Below are 16300 nucleotides of genomic sequence, written 5' to 3' on the forward strand. Positions count from 1 at the left end.
CCCCGGTTAATGAAGCTTGGGGTCTGACCCCGGTTAAGACACTTATCCAACCGTTCCGACGATGCTGACATCACGGTTTTCCGGAATCTCGTTGTAAGAAAGCACATGCAAGCCCGGCGCAAACAAGCGCGCATAGCGCGCCAGCAAAGGCCTGATCTGCGGCAGCACCAGCAATAGCGGCGCACTCTGCTGCTGTTTCATCTGCTCACGCGCCACCGGCATGTTCAGTTGCAGCTGCGACAGCAGTTGCGGATCGATCGGGAAATTGTCGAGCGCGACCTTCCCGCCCTGGCGCGCCTGGTTCAGGGAACCGAGCAGCATATTCTCCAGCTCGGCCGACAGATTGAACGCCGGCATTTCCTTCTTTTTCCCGAACAGCGCGGTGACAATCTGGCGCCGCAGCGCGCAGCGCACTTCGGCCGCCAGCAAGATCGGGTCCTTGGTCGTTTCCGAGCTGTCGAGCAAGGTGGTGCCGATCACCACGATATCCTTGAGCGACACATTTTCGGCCAGCAGTACGCGAAATACCCGCAGCAACTGGGTATGCGTGAGCGCCTTGTCCAGCGCCGACGACAGTTTCGGCGAGAGCGCCGTCAGCCGCTCCAGGATCGCCGGCACGTCTTCATGGCGGAACAGATCCGGCAGGTAGTCGCGCACCACCTTCGAGCAGTGCGTGGCGATCGCACTCGGCACCTCGACCACCTGGTAGCCCAGCCCCAGCGCATGCGCCTTGTCGTCCGGCGCAATCCAGGTGATGGCCATGCCGTACGCCGGTTCGATCCCGGGAATGCCGTCCAGCTGGCCGTACACCGAGGGCGAGGGAATCGCCATCAGGCAGTCCGGCACCACTTCCGCTTCCGCCACCACGGTGCCGCTGAGCATGATCGAATACTGGGTCGGGCGCAGCGACAAGTCGTCGCGCACATTGATCGGCGGCAGCAGCAAACCCATCGCTTCCGACAAGCTCTGGCGTACGCCCTTGATGCGCTTGGTCAGCGGCTCGCCCTGGGCGGCGTCCACCAGAGCGACCAGCTTGTAGCCCACCGCCACCGTCAGCGGCTGCACCGCCGGCAACTGGTGCCATTCGAGGTCCGGCGCGCGCTCGTCGCGCAGGGCCGCTTCGATCGCCGCCACGCCGGCCTGGTCGGGCGCCTTGACCATGCGCGCCAGGCGCCAGCCGACATAGCCGAGCACGGCGGCAAAGATGCCGAACATCAGCCACGGCATGCCCGGCACCATGGCCAGCACCAGCATCATGCCCGAGGCGCTGTACAGCACCGCCGGCGAGGCCAGCAATTGCCCGCCGACCTGCTGTTCGAAGTCGCCCGAATCGCTGATCCGGGTCACCAGGATGGCGGCCGCGGCCGACAGCAGCAGCGCCGGGATCTGCGCCACCAGGCCGTCGCCGATGGTCAGCAGGGCGTACTGGCGGAAGGCGTCGCCGAACGACAGGTTGTGCATCAGCGACCCAATGGCCACGCCGCCCACCATATTGATAATCAAAATCAGGATACTGGCGACCGCATCGCCGCGCACGAACTTCGAGGCCCCGTCCATGGCGCCGTAGAAGTCGGCTTCGGCGGCCACGTCGCGCCGCCGCACCTGGGCTTTTTCCTGGTTGATCAGGCCGGCGTTGAGGTCGGCGTCGATGGCCATCTGCTTGCCCGGCAGCGCGTCCAGGGTAAACCGCGCCGATACCTCGGAAATGCGCTCGGCACCCTTGGTCACCACCGCGAAGTTAATGATCATCAAAATCACGAACACCACGAAGCCGACCACGAAATTGCCGCCGATAACCACGTTGGCGAAGGCTTCGATCACTTTACCGGCCGCGTCCGTGCCCTGGTGGCCGTGCAGCAGCACCACCCGGGTCGAGGCCACGTTCAGGGTCAGGCGCAGCATGGTGGTGCCGAGAATGACGCTCGGGAATACCGAGAAGTCGAGCGGCCGCTTGGCCGAGACCGACACCAGGATGACGATCATGGCCAGCACGATATTGAAGGTAAACAGCACGTCGAGCAGCACCGGCGGCAGCGGCAGGATGATCATCGACAGGATCACCAGCAGGAACACCGGAGTGGCAAATTTATGCCGCTTCAACTCGACCAGCAGGCTGTTCAAGAAACTCATGTGGCGGGAACCTCACTCAGATGAGATGGCACGACCACCTCGTTGGGAAAACGGGGCGGCGCAGTGCGCCGGCCGGCACGAAAAGCGTTCAGTTGCAGCACATAGTTGAGCACCTGCGACACGGCCTGGTACAGCTGGGCCGGAATTTGCTGCTGGACCTGGCTGGTATTGTAGATCGCGCGCGCCAGCGGCGGCAGTTCGAGCGTCTCGATATTGTGCTGGCGCGCAATCTGGCGGATGTACAGGGCCATTTCATCGACCCCCTTGGCCACCACGAACGGCGCTTCGGCGCGGCTGGCCTCGTACTTGAGCGCCACCGCATAGTGTTCCGGGTTGACGATCACGACGTCCGCCGTGGGCACGGTCTTGTTGACGCTGCGGCGCGCCATCTGCTGCTGCAACTGGCGGATGCGCTGGCGCACTTCGGGCTTGCCTTCGCTGCTCTTGTGTTCTTCCTTCTGGTCGTGCTTGCTCATGCGCTGGTTGCGTGCGAACAAGAACGCCTGCATCGGCACGTCCAGCACGGCGAACATGACGAACACCATGCACATCGCCATCAGGGCGTCGAGCATCAGGCCGGCGCCGGTCGGCAGGGCCACGCCGAGCGGCATCTTTTGCAGCTCGACGAAGGCATTCATGCCCGAGCGGCTCACGTGCACCAGCACCGACCCCAGCACCACCGCCTTGCCCACCGAGGTGGCCACGCCGATGCCATGCTTGGCCGTCATCAGGTTGCCGAGGTTCTTCATCGGCGACAGGCGCTCCATTTTCGGTTCCCAGTGCTTGGTGCTGATCACCCAGCCGCCCGGGATGAGGGACGAGAGCACCACCGCGAATGGCACGCCCAGCAGCGGCAGCACCATGCTGATCAACAGCCACATGGCGCTGCTGAAGATGGTCGACATGGCGTTTTCGATGACCCCGTCCGCGCCCAGCGGGATGAAGACCAGGTCGAACAGGCTGCGGAACGAGGCCAGGTAGGTCGGCAGCAGCATGGCGAACAGTTTCAGGCTGATCAGGATGCCGATGGCGGTGCCCAGGTCGCGCGAACGCACCACCTGGCCTTCCTGGCGGGCCTTGCGCAGCTTTTGCTGCGAGGCCTTTTCGGTCTTGTCGCCACCGCTCGCATCGTCAGCCATGGGCCGCCTTCATTTGTTGGGCTATCAGTTCGAGCACCTGGTTACTCATCGCAATGTAGTGCTGGGGAATGAAACGCACGATCTGGATCAGCATCATCAAGCCGAACAGGGTGGTCAGCGAAAAGCCCAGCGAAAACAGATTCAATGAGGGCGCCACCCGGTTCAACAGGCCAAAGCCGAGCTGCACCACCAGGGTCGAAAACACGATCGGCAGCGCCAGCAGCATGGCGGCGGCGAAAATCCAGGCCGCCTTGAGCGCCACGGTATGCAACAGCAGCGCCCCGTAACCGCCGCCCACCGGCCAGGCCTTGAAGCTGGTCGCCAGCACCCCGGTCAGCACCAGATGGCCGTCGATGGCGAAAAACACGATGATGGCGAGCAGCGAGAGCAGCCCCGACACCACGTCCGAGGCGGTGCCGTTGACCGGATCGTTCATCTGCGCCATCGAAAAGCCGATCTGGCTCGATACCAGGTAGCCGAGCACATTCACCACCGACATCGAAAAATGCATGGCCAGCCCCAGCACGCCGCCGATCACGGCCTGCTCCAGCGTGGTGGCGATGCCGAGCACGGAAAACGGGTCGACCACCGCATTGCCCGGGGAAAAAGGCAGCATCAGGAAGGACAGCACCAGCGCCAGCAGCACGCGCACCGGCAGCGGCACCAGGATGTCGCCTACCACCGGCGCCGCACTCAGCAGTGCCAGGATGCGGATGAACGGCCACCACAGGGCGTTCAGCAGCGGCAGCAGGTAGCCGGCCAGTTCCATGCGCCTAGCCGACCAGCGCGGCGGCGCGCTGGAAGACGGAGACGCAGTAATCCATCAGGTAGCTCGTCATCCAGTGCCCGGCCACGATCACCGCCAGCAGGGTCACCAGCAGGCGCGGCAAGAAGCTCAGGGTTTGCTCGTTGATCTGGGTGGCGGCCTGCACCAGCGCCACCAGTAAACCCGTGATCAGGCCCGGCACCACCAGCACCAGCACCATCAGCATCACGATCTGCAGTGCGCCGACCATCAGGTCCACGGCCACGTCGGGGGTCATCGCCTCTCTCCTCCCATCACAATCGGTCTGTCAGAACGGCCGGATGCTGCCGACCAGGGTGTTGACGGTCAGGGTCCAGCCATCGACCAGCACGAACAGCAGCAGCTTGAACGGCAGCGAAATGACCAGCGGCGAGAGCATCATCATGCCCATCGCCATCAGCACCGAGGACACCACCAGGTCGATGATCAGGAAGGGAATGAACAGCATGGCGCCGATCTGGAATGCGGTTTTCAGTTCGCTCAGCACAAACGCGGCCAGCTTGACGGTGAACGCGCGCTTGTGCGGCTCCAGCGCGGCCGGTTCGCCCGCCAGGTGCGCGACCTGGGCCAGCGCGGCCTTGCTGGTCTGGGCCAGCATGAAGCGCGAGAGCGGCACTTCGGCCACTTTCAGGGCATCCTGCATGCCGATCTTGTCCTGGTCGTAGGGCACGAAGGCGTCGCGCCAGATCTGGTCGCCGATCGGGCGCATCACCAGCAAGGTGAGGATCAGGGCCACGCCGGTGATGATCCGGTTCGGCAAGCCCTGCTGCAAGCCGAGCGCCTGGCGCAGCAGCGAGAGCACGATCACGAAGCGGGTGAAGCAGGTCATCATCATGACCATGATGGGCAAGAGCCCAAGCAAGGTCATCAGGACCAGCACCTGCGACTTGACCGTCAGGTCGGTCTTGGCGCCGGGGATCACCCCGGCCAGCAAATCCTGGGCCGCGGCCGGCGCGCACAGCAGCAGGCCGGCGCCCAGCAAGGCCAGCGCGGCCAGCCGCGCGCCATGGCCGCGTGCGCCCCCTCTCATGCAGTGATCAGGTCCAGGTCCAGGCCGTCGAGGTCGATGACCTTGAGCCCGTACTGTTCGCCGGCCACCACCACTTCGGCGCGCCCGATCGGGGTGCCGTTGACCTTGATGACCAGCGGCTCGCCCGCCAGCACGTCGAGCGCGATCACGCTGGCCGGCCCGATCGCCATCAATTCCTGCAGCGAGATGCGGGCCGAGCCCACTTCCAGGGTCAAGGTCACGGGAATCTTGCGCATCATCTGCGGCAAGTCGCGCTGGGGACGCTTCTCAAGCGGGCGCGCGCCCTCCAGGCCGGAAGGCACCCCCATCCGGGGTTCATCGATGATCAATTCTTCGTCGATCCCGGCGTCCTGGTCCTGCGCCTGAAGTTCGTTCTCGTTGATTTTCATTAGTCGCTATCTTCAAAAGAGGTTAAGCAGAGCGTCCCGTTATGTTCCGTGACCGCCGCCGTAAACAAGCGCGACTCGGCCAGCAAGACATCGGCCCGGCCCACCGTCACGGGAATGATGTCGCCCAGCTTGAGCGCAAACAGCGCTTCGAGCGTGATTTCCTTGCTCACCAGGCGCCCCTCCAGCGTCACTTGCAAGGCCGTGCCGAGCGCCACGCTGGCGCGCGGCGGCGCGTGCTCGCGCGCACGCTCCGGCGCCAGCCCAAGCAGCACGCGCGCCACCATGTCCTGGTCCAGCGCCAGCCACAGCTGGCCGCATTCTCCGCTCTGGGCCTGGCGCAGGGTAATGCCGAGCGTCCAGCCATCGGCGCTGGGCGGCGCCGGCGGCACGCTGCCCGGCACCAGTTCGGTGGAAGCTGCGTTGGGTTCATTATTCGCCCGCGCAAGGTTTGCATCCACCCGCTTGGAGAGCACCGACGCTAATTGTTGACCTAACACAATTGCGAGGCGTTCTTCCGTGGCCGTCACCCTGACCGTGGCCGGGTCGACCGAGGGCGCGGGGGCCGCGCCGCGCCGTCCGTAGCGCTGGTTGAGCACGCTGAGCAGCAGGGAGCGTTCGAGCGCGAAGGCGATGCCGCCGGCGCCGCCGCTAAAGCCGAGCCAGCGCCCGCTCTGGCTGGGGTCGGGCGGGCCGACGAAACCGCTCGCCGCGAGCTGGAAGCCATCCCAGTAACGGCGCAAGGCCGGCTGGCGCAAGGCAGCGGCCAGATCCTCGGCAAACTGGGCCGCGAATTGGGGCAGTAAATGGACGGGCCGGCCCAGCAGCCGGGGATCGAGCACCTGCGGTGTTGCCGGCAAGTTTGTCTTATTTATCATGGTCATAAGTAACTCGGCAAGTGCATGGCAAAGAGGGCAACTCTTTGTTTTATTTGAGGAAAACAGTATATCAGAGCATTTTTATTTGATGCATTTAATTTCCATGTGGCATTATAGTTGCAGCGCGGTAAGCTGTGATATAGTGCCGTACGGCAATAATTTAGCGGGCAGGCTCAAGTTCTGACAGTCCCTCCCGTTACCAACAGTAAGCGATTTTGTTAGGCATTTCGACACCTTTGCTTCTGCTCCAAGCGGTTTGGCGAAATTTGTTGGTTTTACCCGACTCAGCAATAAATTATTTTGCCGTCGAGCATGTTTTCGTTTGGAATCGCGGCACGGAACGCGCACACTTGGCGCTTACCCGTTCAGGCCGGCTACGACATGGAATTCGTCGTAACTGTTTGATTATGAACAAAAAATTATGCAGGGAAGACAACATGGAAGTCGGAATTACAACATCGAATTCACTCGCCAGCCAACTCCAGTCGGAGCTGAAAGTGCTGGCCAACGATGCGGGCCAATTGGCCGCGCACGCCAACCTGGGCCGCGCCGCCGGCGAAGCGCTCCCGGCCGGGTTTTCTTTCACCCAGAGCATGAAAAACGCGCTCGACAGTGTGAACCAGCAAGATGCCCAGGCCGGCCAGAAAATGAACGATGTCGACAGCGGCAAGAGCGACGACCTGGTCGGCGCCATGCTGGCCAGCCAGGAAGCCAGCCTGTCCTTCTCGATGCTGATGCAAGTGCGTAACAAGGTCATGGGCGCCGTGGACGAGCTGATCAAGCTCCCGGTCTGAGCACCTGTTTGCAACGTTACCTTAACCGCAGGGAAAAACCAGCGTGATTGCCTCTCTCAAATCCAACTTCGCCGGGCGCATGGGCGCCATGCCTTCGCTGCCGCCAGCGCTGCGCAACAACCTGACCCCGATGCTGGTGCTGGCGATCGCCATCACGGCCGCCGTGATGATGTACATGTGGAACGACCAGGCTGGCTACAAGCCGGTGTTCGGCGCCAACGAGCGGGTTGCCTCGGGCGACATGATGGCCGTGCTCGACGCCGACAAGGTGGCCTACCGCCTGCATCCGGAAACCGGCCAGCTGCTGGTGCCCGCTTCGCAGCTGGGCAAGGTGCGCATGCTGCTGGCCGCCAAGGGCGTCACCGCCCAGCTGCCGGCCGGCCTGGAATTGATGGACAAGAACGATCCGCTGGGCGTGTCCCAGTTCGTGCAGGACGTGCGCTTCCGGCGCGGCCTCGAAGGCGAGCTGTCGCAGAGTATCCTCTCGCTCGACGCCATCGCCTCGGCTAGAGTGCACCTGTCGATCGCCCGCTCGACCTCGTTCGTGGCCAGCGACGGTGAAAAATCGTCCGCCTCGGTGGTGGTGGCCGTGAAACCGGGCCGCACCCTGGCCCCGGAACAGATCGCCGCGATCATCAACATGGTCTCCGGCAGCGTCGCCAGCCTGTCCCCGCAGCGCGTCAGCCTGGTCGACCAGGCCGGCAACTACCTGTCTTCGCGGGTCGACCTGAGCGACGGCTTCGACGGCGCCGCCCAGGGCGCGGATGCGAACGCCAAGAAATACCAGGACCAGGTGCGCGGCAACGTCAACGAATTGCTCGGCCCGGTGCTGGGCGCGAATAACTTCAAGCTCAGCGTCACCGCCGACATCGACAACGACAAGATCGAGGAAACCAGCGAAAAATACGGCGACACCCCGAAAGTGACCAGCGAAGCGGTGCGCGAAGAGCAGGAAAAGAACCGCATGGCAATCGGCGTGCCAGGCACCCTGTCGAACCGTCCGCCAGCCATGCCCGAACCGCAGGTCGCCGGCGCCGGCGCCGGCACCGATCCGAAAGCCGACGATGGCAGCGCCCGCAAGAATGCCAGCACGCGCCAGTTCGCCTATGACCGCAACATCACCCAGATCAAGCGCAGCCGTGGCCGTTTGCGCAAGCTTAGCGTGGCCGTGGTACTGAACAACCACGTGGCCGCCGCCAAGACCGGCTGGAGCGCCACCGAACTGGCGAATATCGAAAAAACCCTGAGCAGCGGCCTGGGCATCAACACCGAACGCGGCGATGTGCTGACCGTGTCCGCCATGAGCTTCCCGGTCCAGCCCGTCGCCGCCCCATGGTGGCAGGAACGCGACAACGTGGTCGACATGAGCAGCTGGGCGGCGTGGGCGGTGGGCATCCTGCTCGGCTTCCTGCTGATCATCCGTCCGCTGCTGCGCCTCTTGACCGTGCGCCTGGCGCCGCCAGCCACCGCCGACGCCCAGCTGCTCGCTGGCCCGGCCGGTGCCGCCAGCGCGGTGGCAGGTCCCGCCATGCGCGTCGGCGACCGCGCTGGCGAGGCGGCGGGCGGCGCGGTCCCGGCCCTCGGCGCAGCGCTGCCGATGGTGCCTTTGCTGGAAAACTACGATCTTCCCCCTGCCGGCTCGGCAGTCGATGTGATGGTCGATCACTTGAAAGTTCTCGCTGCCAAGGAACCGGAGCGGGTCGCCGAAGTCGTCAAACAATGGATGCAGAAAAATGGCCGAACTGGACAATAACGTGGACGCCGAAGAGGCGCCTGGACTGACCCCTGTCGAACAGGCCGCCATCGTCCTGTTGAGCATTGGCGAAGAGCCGGCCGCGGCCGTCCTGCGCTGCCTCGACCGCGAGGAATTGCTGGAAGTGACGCAAGTGATGTCGCGCATGAGCGGCATCAAGGTCGATTCCGTGCGCGTGGCGATGCAAACCTTCTTCGACGATTACCGCCAGCAGTCGGGCGTGCATGGCGCTTCGCGCAGCTACCTGAAGCGCTCGCTCGACCTGGCGCTCGGCAGCGACATCGCCAACAGCGTGCTCAACAACATCTACGGCGATGCCATCCGCCCGATGATGGCGCGCCTGCAGTGGGCCTCGCCGAAATGGCTGGCCGATTACGTCGCCAACGAGCACGTGCAGATGCAAGCGGTGTTCCTGGCCTTCCTGCCGCCCGCGCTGGCCGGCCAGATCCTGGACGCCCTGCCGCTCGAAGGGCGCGACCTGGTGCTGCTGAACCTGGCGCGGCTGGATGAAATCGACCGCGACCTCTTGACCGAACTGGAAGAGCTGGTGACCCGCTGCCTGGGCGCGCTCGACACCCAGAGCGCCAGCGTGGAAGGGATCCGCCAGGTGGCCGAGATCCTCAACCGGCTGCCGGGCAACCGCGCCGGCATGGTCGAACTGCTGCGCGCCCACGATCCGGACGTGGTGTCCGAAATCGAAATGAGCATGTACGACTTTTTCATCCTGTCGCGCCAGACCGAGGCCACGATTACCCGCATCCTCGACGACGTGCCGCTGGAACAGTGGGCGATCGCCCTCAAGGGCGCCGAACCGGCGATCCGCGACGCCATCCTCACCACCATGCCGCGCCGCCAGGCCCAGAACTTCGACGACCTGCTGCGCCGCGCCGGTCCGGTGCCGCTCTCGCGCATCGAACAGACGCGCAAGGACATCATGGCAACCGTGAAACAACTGGCCGACAACGGCGAGATCGAAGTGCAACTGTTCGCCGAGGCAGTCATAGAATGAAACAATTCCGCCCCTATCATTTTCCGCCGCTGTCGCAGCTCGACGCGCTCGGTGCCGCCCATTCCTCCGAGGCTGCGGGCCAGTGGCAGAACGCGGTCGAAGAAGGCTACCAGCAGGGGCAGCGCGAGGGATACGAGAGCGGCCAGGCGCGCGGCAGCGCCGAAGGCTACGCCGCCGGACTGGCCGAGGGCCTGGCCGCCGGCCGCCAGCAAGCCATGCAGCAGGTGCAGGACCGCTTCGAGCAGCTGGCCGGCCCGCTGGACGGCATGTTCACCCAGCTCGGCCAGATGGTCGAGGAATTCCGTTCCGCCCAGCGCAAGGAAGTCGTCGACCTGGTCGGCAAGGTGGCGCGCCAGGTGATCCGCGCCGAACTGGCGCTGCAGCCGGTCCAGTTGCTGGCCCTGGTCGACGAAGCATTGGCCGCCATGCCGCCGACCCGCGACAGCATCGAAGTGTGCCTCAATCCGGAAGAACTCAAGCGCATCACCGAACTCGATCCGGTGCGCGCCGCCAAATGGAGCTTGCTGCCCGATCCCTCGCTGCAAGCGGGCGAATGCCGCGTGCGCGCCGGCGACAATGAAGTCGACGCCGGTTGCCAGGGCCGCCTGGCGGCCTGCATGTCGCAGGTCAGCGCCCAGCTGCTGGCGGTGCCCGAACGGGTGGCCGAGGAGGTCGAAGCATGAGCAATCTGGCCGATTCCCTGCGCACCGTCGAGCTCGACGACGTGCCGGTCGCGATCCCGACCGGCCGCCTGGTCGGTGCCTCGGGCTTGCTGCTGGAATCGGCCGGCTGCCGCCTGCACACGGGCCAGCGCTGCCGCATCGAAACGGTCGATGGCGAGTGGCTCGATGCGCAGGTGGTCGGTTTCCGCGAACGCCTCTCGTTCCTGATGCCGTTCAAGCAAGCCATCGGCTTGACCACGGGCGCCCGCGTGCTGCCCAGCCCGACCGCCGCCACCCTCCAGATCGGCCCTTCGTGGCTGGGGCGCATGGTCAATGGCCTGGGCGAGCCGATCGACGGCCTGGGCCGCCTGGGCGGCGAGCATCGCCTGGACATGACGCCGCCCAAAATCAATCCGCTGAAAAAACAACCGGTGGTCGAGCCGCTCGATGTCGGCGTGCGCGCCATCAATTCCATGCTGACCATCGGCAAGGGCCAGCGCGTCGGCCTGATGGCCGGCAGCGGGGTCGGCAAGTCCGTGCTGCTGGGCCTGATCACGCGCCAGACCGTGGCCGACGTGGTGGTGGTCGGCCTGATCGGCGAACGCTCGCGCGAAGTGCGCGAATTCGTCGACATGTCGCTCGGCCCCGAGGGCTTGAAAAAAGCCGTGCTGGTGATCGCCCCGGCCGACGAATCGCCGCTGATGCGCATCCGCGCAACCGAACTGTGCCACGCAATCGCCGCCCATTACCGCGACCAGGGCTTGAACGTGCTGCTGCTGGTCGATTCCCTCACCCGCTACGCCATGGCGCTGCGCGAAGTGGCGCTGGCGCTGGGCGAGCCGCCGGCCACGCGCGGCTATCCGCCGTCGGTGTTCTCGGCCCTGCCGCAGCTGGTCGAAAGCGCCGGCAACGGCGAGCACGAACACGGCAGCATGAGCGCCATCTACACCGTGCTGGCCGAAGGCGACGACCAGCAAGACCCGGTGGTCGATACCGCCCGCGCGATCCTCGACGGCCACATCGTGCTCACCCGCGAACTGGCCGAACGCGGCCATTACCCGGCGATCGACGTGGCCGCCTCCATCAGCCGCTGCATGGCCCAGGTGGTGCCGACCCAGCATGCGCTGGCCGCGCGCAAGCTCAAAGCCGCGCTGGCCCGCCACGCCCGCGTGCGCGACCTGATTCCCCTGGGCGCCTACGTGCCGGGCGCCGATCCGCTGACCGACCACGCGGTGCGCCTGGAACCGCATATCGACGCTTACCTGTGCCAGGGTACGCGCGAAGCGGCGCCTTTGCCTGAATGCATTTCCCAACTGGAAGCGATGATGTCATGACCATCAAGCACACGATCGACAGCCTGGACACCCTGGTACGCCTGCGCACTACCAAGGTGGACCGCCTCCAGGCCGACCTGGCGGCGCAGCAGGCGACCCAGGCGCGCTACAAGGCCAACCTGGAACGCCTGGACGGCCTGGCCACCGGCAGCGGCGCCAGCGGCGCCCTGCCGCTCGCGCTGGCGCTTAACTGCGGCCAGTACAAGCTGGCCGTGATCGCGCTGGCCGACACCCATCGCACCGACCTGAGCCTGCACGAAGCGACCATGGCCGTGTCGCAGCGCGCCCTGAACGATGCCTGGAGCGAGCGCCAGTTGCTCGACCAGGTACTGGAACAGAAAAAAGGCGTGGCGGCGTTGGCCCAACACCGCGTCGAGCGCAAGCGCGAAGACGACCTGGCCACGCAATCGTGGCTGGCCGGCCGCAAGTAATTTCATTTTAGATACTCTGGAGAACCCCATGGCGAGCATTGGCAATACCTACGATCCGGCCACCACCGCAGCCGGCCTGGCGACCAACTACACCTCGGCGCGCCAGAGCATCCTGACGGCCCAGACCAAGCAGGCCGCCCAGGCCGCGCAAGCCCTGACCGCCCTGCGCTCGGCGATTTCGTCCTACCAGGGCTCGCTCAGCGCGCTGACCGCCAGCAAGACCATGCTGAGCCAGACCGCGACCTTCAGCAACAGCGCGATCGGCACCGCCAGCGCGAATACCAACGCCAGCGCCGGCAGCTACAGCTTTTTCGTCGAAAAAGTCGCCACCGCCAACCAGGTGTCCTACAACAACCTGGCCGACAGCGCGGCCAATGGCGGCACCCTGGGCATCGAACTGGGCGGCGTGCCCGGCTTTTCGGTCAACCTGGCCACCGCCAACAGCGACGCCGACGGCACCCTGACCCCGCGCGAAATCGCGGCCGCCATCAATGCCGAACCGACCAACAATGGGCGCGTGTCGGCCTCGATCGTCACCGTCAACGGCGTCACCCAGCTGATGCTGACCTCGAAGACGACTGGCGCGGCCGGGAATATTTCCCTGAACACGGCGGCGGTCAACAATGCCGGCCTCAAAGCCGCACTCGACGATCCCCTCAACGCTTCCCAAGTCGTGACCGGCCAGGATGCCCTGGTCTGGCTCGGCGCTCAGGGCAGCGGTACCCCGATCGCCCAGGCCTCGAACGTGTTTACCAATGTCGACGGGGTGACCATGACCTTCGCCAAGGCCCAGGCCACCGGCGACGCGCCAGTCACCCTGACGGTGGCCAGCGACAACGCCGCCACCGTGGCCAAGGTGCAGAAATTCGTCGACGATTACAACAAGCTCAAGGGCGTGATCGATGCCATGGTGGCGCCGGGCGACCCGTCCAAGAGCGCCGCCCCCGGCGTGTTCGCCAACGATGGCGGGGTGCGCGTGCTGCAAACCCGCATGGTCAGCATGCTGCGCGGCGTCAACGGCGCCGACAGCCTGGCCGCCTACGGCATCGTGGCCACCCGCGACGGCAGCCTGTCCCTGAACGCCACCCGCCTGACCAGCCAGCTCGCGGTCTCGCCCAAAGGCCTGGACACCCTGATCGGCAGCAGCCTGAACGGCAGCAGCAGCGGCATCGCCGGCAATCTCGACAGCTACCTGAAGGAATGGAGCAGCAGCACCGACGGCCAGCTCAAGCAGCGCCTGGAACAAAACACCAAGTTGCAGACCAGCCTGACCAAGCGCCAGGACCAGCTCGACAAGCAGTACGACAGCGCCTACAAGCGCTATCTGACCCAATTTACACAGTTGCAAACACTGCAAAGCCGCATGGCGTCCAACACCTCCATGTTCGACGCGCTGTTCGGCGACAAATCCTGATCAAGAGAGGAAAAGATGTCCTATTCCGACGCTTACGGCGACTACCACGCGGTTAACCTTGATGCTCAGACGGCGCGCGCCTCACCGGTCGAGCTGGTCCTGCTGCTGACCGACGGCTTGCTGGACGAGCTGGCCCGCGCGCGCGCCCACATCGTCGGCAAGCGCTACGAGCAAAAGGCGGCCAGCATCGACAAATGTGTCGAAATCATCAATGGACTGTCCAGCTCGCTGGACTTCGAGCAAGGTGGCGACGTGGTGGAAAACCTGGCAACACTGTATGACTTTTGCGCCGCCCGCCTGCACGGGGCCGGCATCAAGATGGACCCGGTGCTGCTGGACGAAGTGGTCGAGATTCTCGGCACGATCCGCCAGGGCTGGCTCGGCGTGCAGGCGCGCAATGCCTAGGCGCGCCGCCCTCGAGGCCCTGACGGCGGCCCTGGCCAGCGCCGGCGCTGCGCGCGACTGGGTTGCGCTCGACCACGCCGTGGGCGCCCTGAGCACCCAGCTGCGGGTGCTGGCCGCCAGCGGCCCGTGGAGCGCGGCGGAAACACATGCGCTGGAAGCGCTGCGCGCCCAGCACGACAAGGCCGCCGAGCTGTGCGCCGCCGAGCTGGAAGCGCTGGGAGCGCAAATGCACGATATGCACGCAAATAAAGCTGGCTTTATCGCCTACGCCCTCGACAATGAAATTGACACAGAACGTAACCAGGCATAAATCATGATGCTCGCTAACCTGACCCCTTCTCGCGCCGCCCCGGCCGCCCCCGGCGCCGCCGCGCCCGCCGCCACCACCACGCCAGTCACCCCTGGCACCGATGCCGCCGCGCCGTTCGCCAACTGGCTGATGTTCGACAGCGCCGCCGCCGGACTGGCCGTGGCCGAAGGCGACACCGATAGCGCCGGCGCCGGCGCCGCGCCCACCGACACCCTGGCCGACCCCGGCATGCTGCCCGACAGCGCCGCGCCGCCGGTCGCCGCCGCCACCCCGGACCAGGCCAGCACGCCCGCGATGAGCATGACGATGAGCATGACCCTGCCGCTCGGCATCGTCCTGCCGCCGGCCATGCCGATGCAGTCCAGCTTGCCTGCCGCCATGGCCGCGCCAGTGCCTGCTGCCACGCCGCTTGCCGCCGCCCCGGTCAGCTTTGCCGCCCCGGCCAGCTTTGCCGCCCCGGCCGCTCCGGCCGCCGTCGCGACCCCGGCCGTGCCAGCCGCGCCGTTCGCCGCCGCCCTGCCCGCCGCCCCGGCCAGCACCGTCTCGTTCACCTTCAGCGCCCCGCCAGCGGCCAGCGCCAGCAGCACTGCCCCCGCCGACAGCGCCAGCGATAGCGGCGCCGCCGCACCCCGTACGCCAGCGGCGGCCGCGCTGGCCGTGCCGCCACCAGTCCTGGCCGCCGCGCCGGCACCGGCAGCGGCCCCGCGTGCCCCCGTGCGCACTGGCGACAGCGGCACGGCAGCCGCGCCCCTCGCCCAGAAAACCGGCGTCGCCGCCACTGCCCAGCCGATCGTGGCCGCCACAGCCGACAGCGCGCCGCGCAGCGACGCCCCCGTGGCCGGCCCTGGCAACGTCATGAGCGGCGCCAACGCCCTGGCCTCGCAAAGTACCGGCGTGGCCGCCCCGCTCGACCTGAAATTGCCGGCCAACCCGGCCGACTGGCAGCAACCGCTGCGCGACGCGCTGGGCGAGCGCCTGCAACTGCAACTGGGCCGCAACATCGACCAGGCCGTGATCCGCCTCGACCCGCCGCAGCTGGGCCGCATCGAGATCGCGATCCGCCACGCCGCCGGCGGCGTGCTGGAAGTAAATATCAGCGCCACCCACAGCGAAGTGCGGCGCCAGCTGGGCAGTGTCAGCGATGCCATGCGTTCCGACCTGGCCCAGCGCCAGTTCAGCGATGTCGCCGTGACCATCACGGCCACCCCGCGCAGCGGCGCCGCGTTTGGCGAGCAGCAGGGCCGCCAGCGCCAGCCCGAGCGCGACACGCATGACAACGATCCTGGCCGCGCGCTGGCCGAAGCGGGCCATCCGTCCGCCACCTTCTCCCTGTCCGGGCGGGAGCTTGCGGCATGAAGAAGACCACCAAACTGATCGTCGCTTTCGTGGTCATCGGCATCCTGGGCGCGGCCGGCGCCGGCGCGGCGCTCTACTTCAAGCAGCCGCTGCCGGCCAAGGATGGCAAGCACGCCCCGGAAGCGGCAGCGCATCCGAAAAAACCGGCGCGCTACGTCTCGCTCGACAAGGTCATCGTCATGCTGCGCCGCGCCCCTGGCGAAACCCAGGCCCATTACATTTCGACCGACCTGGTGCTGTCGACCACGCTCGAGCAGGAAAAGAAAGCCAAGGATGACTTGCCAATGCTGCGCAGCGTGGCCGTGCGCGCCCTGTCGGCGTACACCATGAGCGCCGCCCAGGACCTGACGGTCGAGCAGTACGCCGAACAGCTCAACAGCACTTTCGCCGCCACTTATGACAAGGACAAGCTCGAAAAGCCGTTCTCCGAAGTCATGATCGGCAAACTGATCATCGAATAGCGA

General features: G+C 65.8%; 18 protein-coding genes. 11 read left to right on the forward strand and 7 right to left on the reverse strand.

Features of this window, described 5'->3' with window-relative positions:
* Nucleotides 1-42: 42 nt before the first annotated feature.
* From F2P44_RS09175 to F2P44_RS09205, 7 genes are all read right to left on the reverse strand, one after another.
* A complete protein-coding gene (locus F2P44_RS09175; RefSeq protein WP_167086400.1) occupies nucleotides 43-2130 on the reverse strand; it encodes a flagellar biosynthesis protein FlhA in 2088 nt (695 codons plus the stop codon).
* Nucleotides 2127-3269 carry an EscU/YscU/HrcU family type III secretion system export apparatus switch protein gene (locus F2P44_RS09180; RefSeq protein WP_167086401.1) on the reverse strand — a complete coding sequence of 381 codons (1143 nt, stop codon included), beginning with the start codon at nucleotides 3267-3269 and terminating at the stop codon, nucleotides 2127-2129. Before F2P44_RS09180 ends, F2P44_RS09175 begins: the two co-directional genes overlap by 4 nt.
* The gene (gene fliR / locus F2P44_RS09185) at nucleotides 3262-4038 is read right to left on the reverse strand and encodes a flagellar biosynthetic protein FliR (RefSeq protein WP_167086402.1); all 777 of its coding nucleotides are present in this window, start codon (nucleotides 4036-4038) and stop codon (nucleotides 3262-3264) included. The genes F2P44_RS09180 and fliR overlap by 8 nt, the downstream gene beginning before the upstream one ends.
* A 4-nt stretch (nucleotides 4039-4042) precedes the next feature.
* Nucleotides 4043-4312, reverse strand: coding sequence for a flagellar biosynthesis protein FliQ (gene fliQ / locus F2P44_RS09190; RefSeq protein WP_167086403.1), 270 nt, complete (start codon nucleotides 4310-4312; stop codon nucleotides 4043-4045).
* 30 nt (nucleotides 4313-4342) lie between these two features.
* Nucleotides 4343-5104, reverse strand: a complete 762-nt coding sequence (gene fliP, locus F2P44_RS09195; protein WP_167086404.1) for a flagellar type III secretion system pore protein FliP — start codon at nucleotides 5102-5104, stop codon at nucleotides 4343-4345.
* Entirely contained in the window at nucleotides 5101-5412 is a 312-nt protein-coding gene (locus tag F2P44_RS09200; protein ID WP_187363281.1) for a FliM/FliN family flagellar motor switch protein, read from the reverse strand. Before F2P44_RS09200 ends, fliP begins: the two co-directional genes overlap by 4 nt.
* 80 nt (nucleotides 5413-5492) lie before the next feature.
* The gene (locus tag F2P44_RS09205) at nucleotides 5493-6374 is read right to left on the reverse strand and encodes a hypothetical protein (RefSeq protein ID WP_167086406.1); all 882 of its coding nucleotides are present in this window, start codon (nucleotides 6372-6374) and stop codon (nucleotides 5493-5495) included.
* Nucleotides 6375-6805: 431 nt separating this feature from the next.
* On the opposite strand from F2P44_RS09205, the gene fliE reads away from it, so the two are divergent.
* From fliE to F2P44_RS09260, 11 genes are all read left to right on the forward strand, one after another.
* Nucleotides 6806-7162 (forward strand): flagellar hook-basal body complex protein FliE, encoded by a 357-nt coding sequence (gene fliE, locus F2P44_RS09210; RefSeq protein ID WP_167086407.1) that lies wholly within the window; start codon nucleotides 6806-6808, stop codon nucleotides 7160-7162.
* Nucleotides 7163-7250: 88 nt separating this feature from the next.
* Nucleotides 7251-8915: a flagellar basal-body MS-ring/collar protein FliF gene (fliF, locus tag F2P44_RS09215; protein WP_223165017.1), complete on the forward strand. Its 1665-nt coding sequence runs from the start codon at nucleotides 7251-7253 to the stop codon at nucleotides 8913-8915.
* Nucleotides 8896-9924 (forward strand): flagellar motor switch protein FliG, encoded by a 1029-nt coding sequence (locus F2P44_RS09220; protein ID WP_099874634.1) that lies wholly within the window; start codon nucleotides 8896-8898, stop codon nucleotides 9922-9924. The genes fliF and F2P44_RS09220 overlap by 20 nt, the downstream gene beginning before the upstream one ends.
* Nucleotides 9921-10607: a flagellar assembly protein FliH gene (gene fliH, locus F2P44_RS09225; RefSeq protein ID WP_167086408.1), complete on the forward strand. Its 687-nt coding sequence runs from the start codon at nucleotides 9921-9923 to the stop codon at nucleotides 10605-10607. Before F2P44_RS09220 ends, fliH begins: the two co-directional genes overlap by 4 nt.
* On the forward strand, nucleotides 10604-11920 hold the full coding sequence (gene fliI, locus F2P44_RS09230) for a flagellar protein export ATPase FliI (RefSeq protein ID WP_167086409.1): 1317 nt from the start codon (nucleotides 10604-10606) through the stop codon (nucleotides 11918-11920). Before fliH ends, fliI begins: the two co-directional genes overlap by 4 nt.
* Complete coding sequence (locus F2P44_RS09235; RefSeq protein ID WP_167086410.1) at nucleotides 11917-12351, forward strand: flagellar FliJ family protein; 435 nt, start codon at nucleotides 11917-11919, stop codon at nucleotides 12349-12351. Before fliI ends, F2P44_RS09235 begins: the two co-directional genes overlap by 4 nt.
* A 28-nt stretch (nucleotides 12352-12379) precedes the next feature.
* Nucleotides 12380-13765: a flagellar filament capping protein FliD gene (gene fliD, locus F2P44_RS09240; protein ID WP_167086411.1), complete on the forward strand. Its 1386-nt coding sequence runs from the start codon at nucleotides 12380-12382 to the stop codon at nucleotides 13763-13765.
* Nucleotides 13766-13780: 15 nt separating this feature from the next.
* Complete coding sequence (gene fliS / locus F2P44_RS09245; RefSeq protein WP_167086412.1) at nucleotides 13781-14170, forward strand: flagellar export chaperone FliS; 390 nt, start codon at nucleotides 13781-13783, stop codon at nucleotides 14168-14170.
* Nucleotides 14163-14480, forward strand: coding sequence for a hypothetical protein (locus tag F2P44_RS09250; protein ID WP_167086413.1), 318 nt, complete (start codon nucleotides 14163-14165; stop codon nucleotides 14478-14480). Before fliS ends, F2P44_RS09250 begins: the two co-directional genes overlap by 8 nt.
* Before the next feature lie 3 nt (nucleotides 14481-14483).
* Nucleotides 14484-15836, forward strand: a complete 1353-nt coding sequence (locus tag F2P44_RS36090) for a flagellar hook-length control protein FliK (protein ID WP_167086414.1) — start codon at nucleotides 14484-14486, stop codon at nucleotides 15834-15836.
* Nucleotides 15833-16297, forward strand: coding sequence for a flagellar basal body-associated FliL family protein (locus F2P44_RS09260; RefSeq protein WP_167086415.1), 465 nt, complete (start codon nucleotides 15833-15835; stop codon nucleotides 16295-16297). The genes F2P44_RS36090 and F2P44_RS09260 overlap by 4 nt, the downstream gene beginning before the upstream one ends.
* Nucleotides 16298-16300: the final 3 nt, after the last annotated feature.

Source organism: Massilia frigida, from assembly GCF_011682175.1.
GTDB lineage: Bacteria > Pseudomonadota > Gammaproteobacteria > Burkholderiales > Burkholderiaceae_D > Telluria_A > Telluria_A frigida.

Coding starts and splice junctions, on each gene's coding strand:
- F2P44_RS09175 (WP_167086400.1), bottom strand. CDS start 2,130: ATGAGTTTCTTGAACAGCCTGCTGGTCGAGTTGAAGCGGCATAAATTT.
- F2P44_RS09180 (WP_167086401.1), bottom strand. CDS start 3,269: ATGGCTGACGATGCGAGCGGTGGCGACAAGACCGAAAAGGCCTCGCAG.
- fliR (WP_167086402.1), bottom strand. CDS start 4,038: ATGGAACTGGCCGGCTACCTGCTGCCGCTGCTGAACGCCCTGTGGTGG.
- fliQ (WP_167086403.1), bottom strand. CDS start 4,312: ATGACCCCCGACGTGGCCGTGGACCTGATGGTCGGCGCACTGCAGATC.
- fliP (WP_167086404.1), bottom strand. CDS start 5,104: ATGAGAGGGGGCGCACGCGGCCATGGCGCGCGGCTGGCCGCGCTGGCC.
- F2P44_RS09200 (WP_187363281.1), bottom strand. CDS start 5,412: ATGGGGGTGCCTTCCGGCCTGGAGGGCGCGCGCCCGCTTGAGAAGCGT.
- F2P44_RS09205 (WP_167086406.1), bottom strand. CDS start 6,374: ATGACCATGATAAATAAGACAAACTTGCCGGCAACACCGCAGGTGCTC.
- fliE (WP_167086407.1), top strand. CDS start 6,806: ATGGAAGTCGGAATTACAACATCGAATTCACTCGCCAGCCAACTCCAG.
- fliF (WP_223165017.1), top strand. CDS start 7,251: ATGCCTTCGCTGCCGCCAGCGCTGCGCAACAACCTGACCCCGATGCTG.
- F2P44_RS09220 (WP_099874634.1), top strand. CDS start 8,896: ATGGCCGAACTGGACAATAACGTGGACGCCGAAGAGGCGCCTGGACTG.
- fliH (WP_167086408.1), top strand. CDS start 9,921: ATGAAACAATTCCGCCCCTATCATTTTCCGCCGCTGTCGCAGCTCGAC.
- fliI (WP_167086409.1), top strand. CDS start 10,604: ATGAGCAATCTGGCCGATTCCCTGCGCACCGTCGAGCTCGACGACGTG.
- F2P44_RS09235 (WP_167086410.1), top strand. CDS start 11,917: ATGACCATCAAGCACACGATCGACAGCCTGGACACCCTGGTACGCCTG.
- fliD (WP_167086411.1), top strand. CDS start 12,380: ATGGCGAGCATTGGCAATACCTACGATCCGGCCACCACCGCAGCCGGC.
- fliS (WP_167086412.1), top strand. CDS start 13,781: ATGTCCTATTCCGACGCTTACGGCGACTACCACGCGGTTAACCTTGAT.
- F2P44_RS09250 (WP_167086413.1), top strand. CDS start 14,163: ATGCCTAGGCGCGCCGCCCTCGAGGCCCTGACGGCGGCCCTGGCCAGC.
- F2P44_RS36090 (WP_167086414.1), top strand. CDS start 14,484: ATGATGCTCGCTAACCTGACCCCTTCTCGCGCCGCCCCGGCCGCCCCC.
- F2P44_RS09260 (WP_167086415.1), top strand. CDS start 15,833: ATGAAGAAGACCACCAAACTGATCGTCGCTTTCGTGGTCATCGGCATC.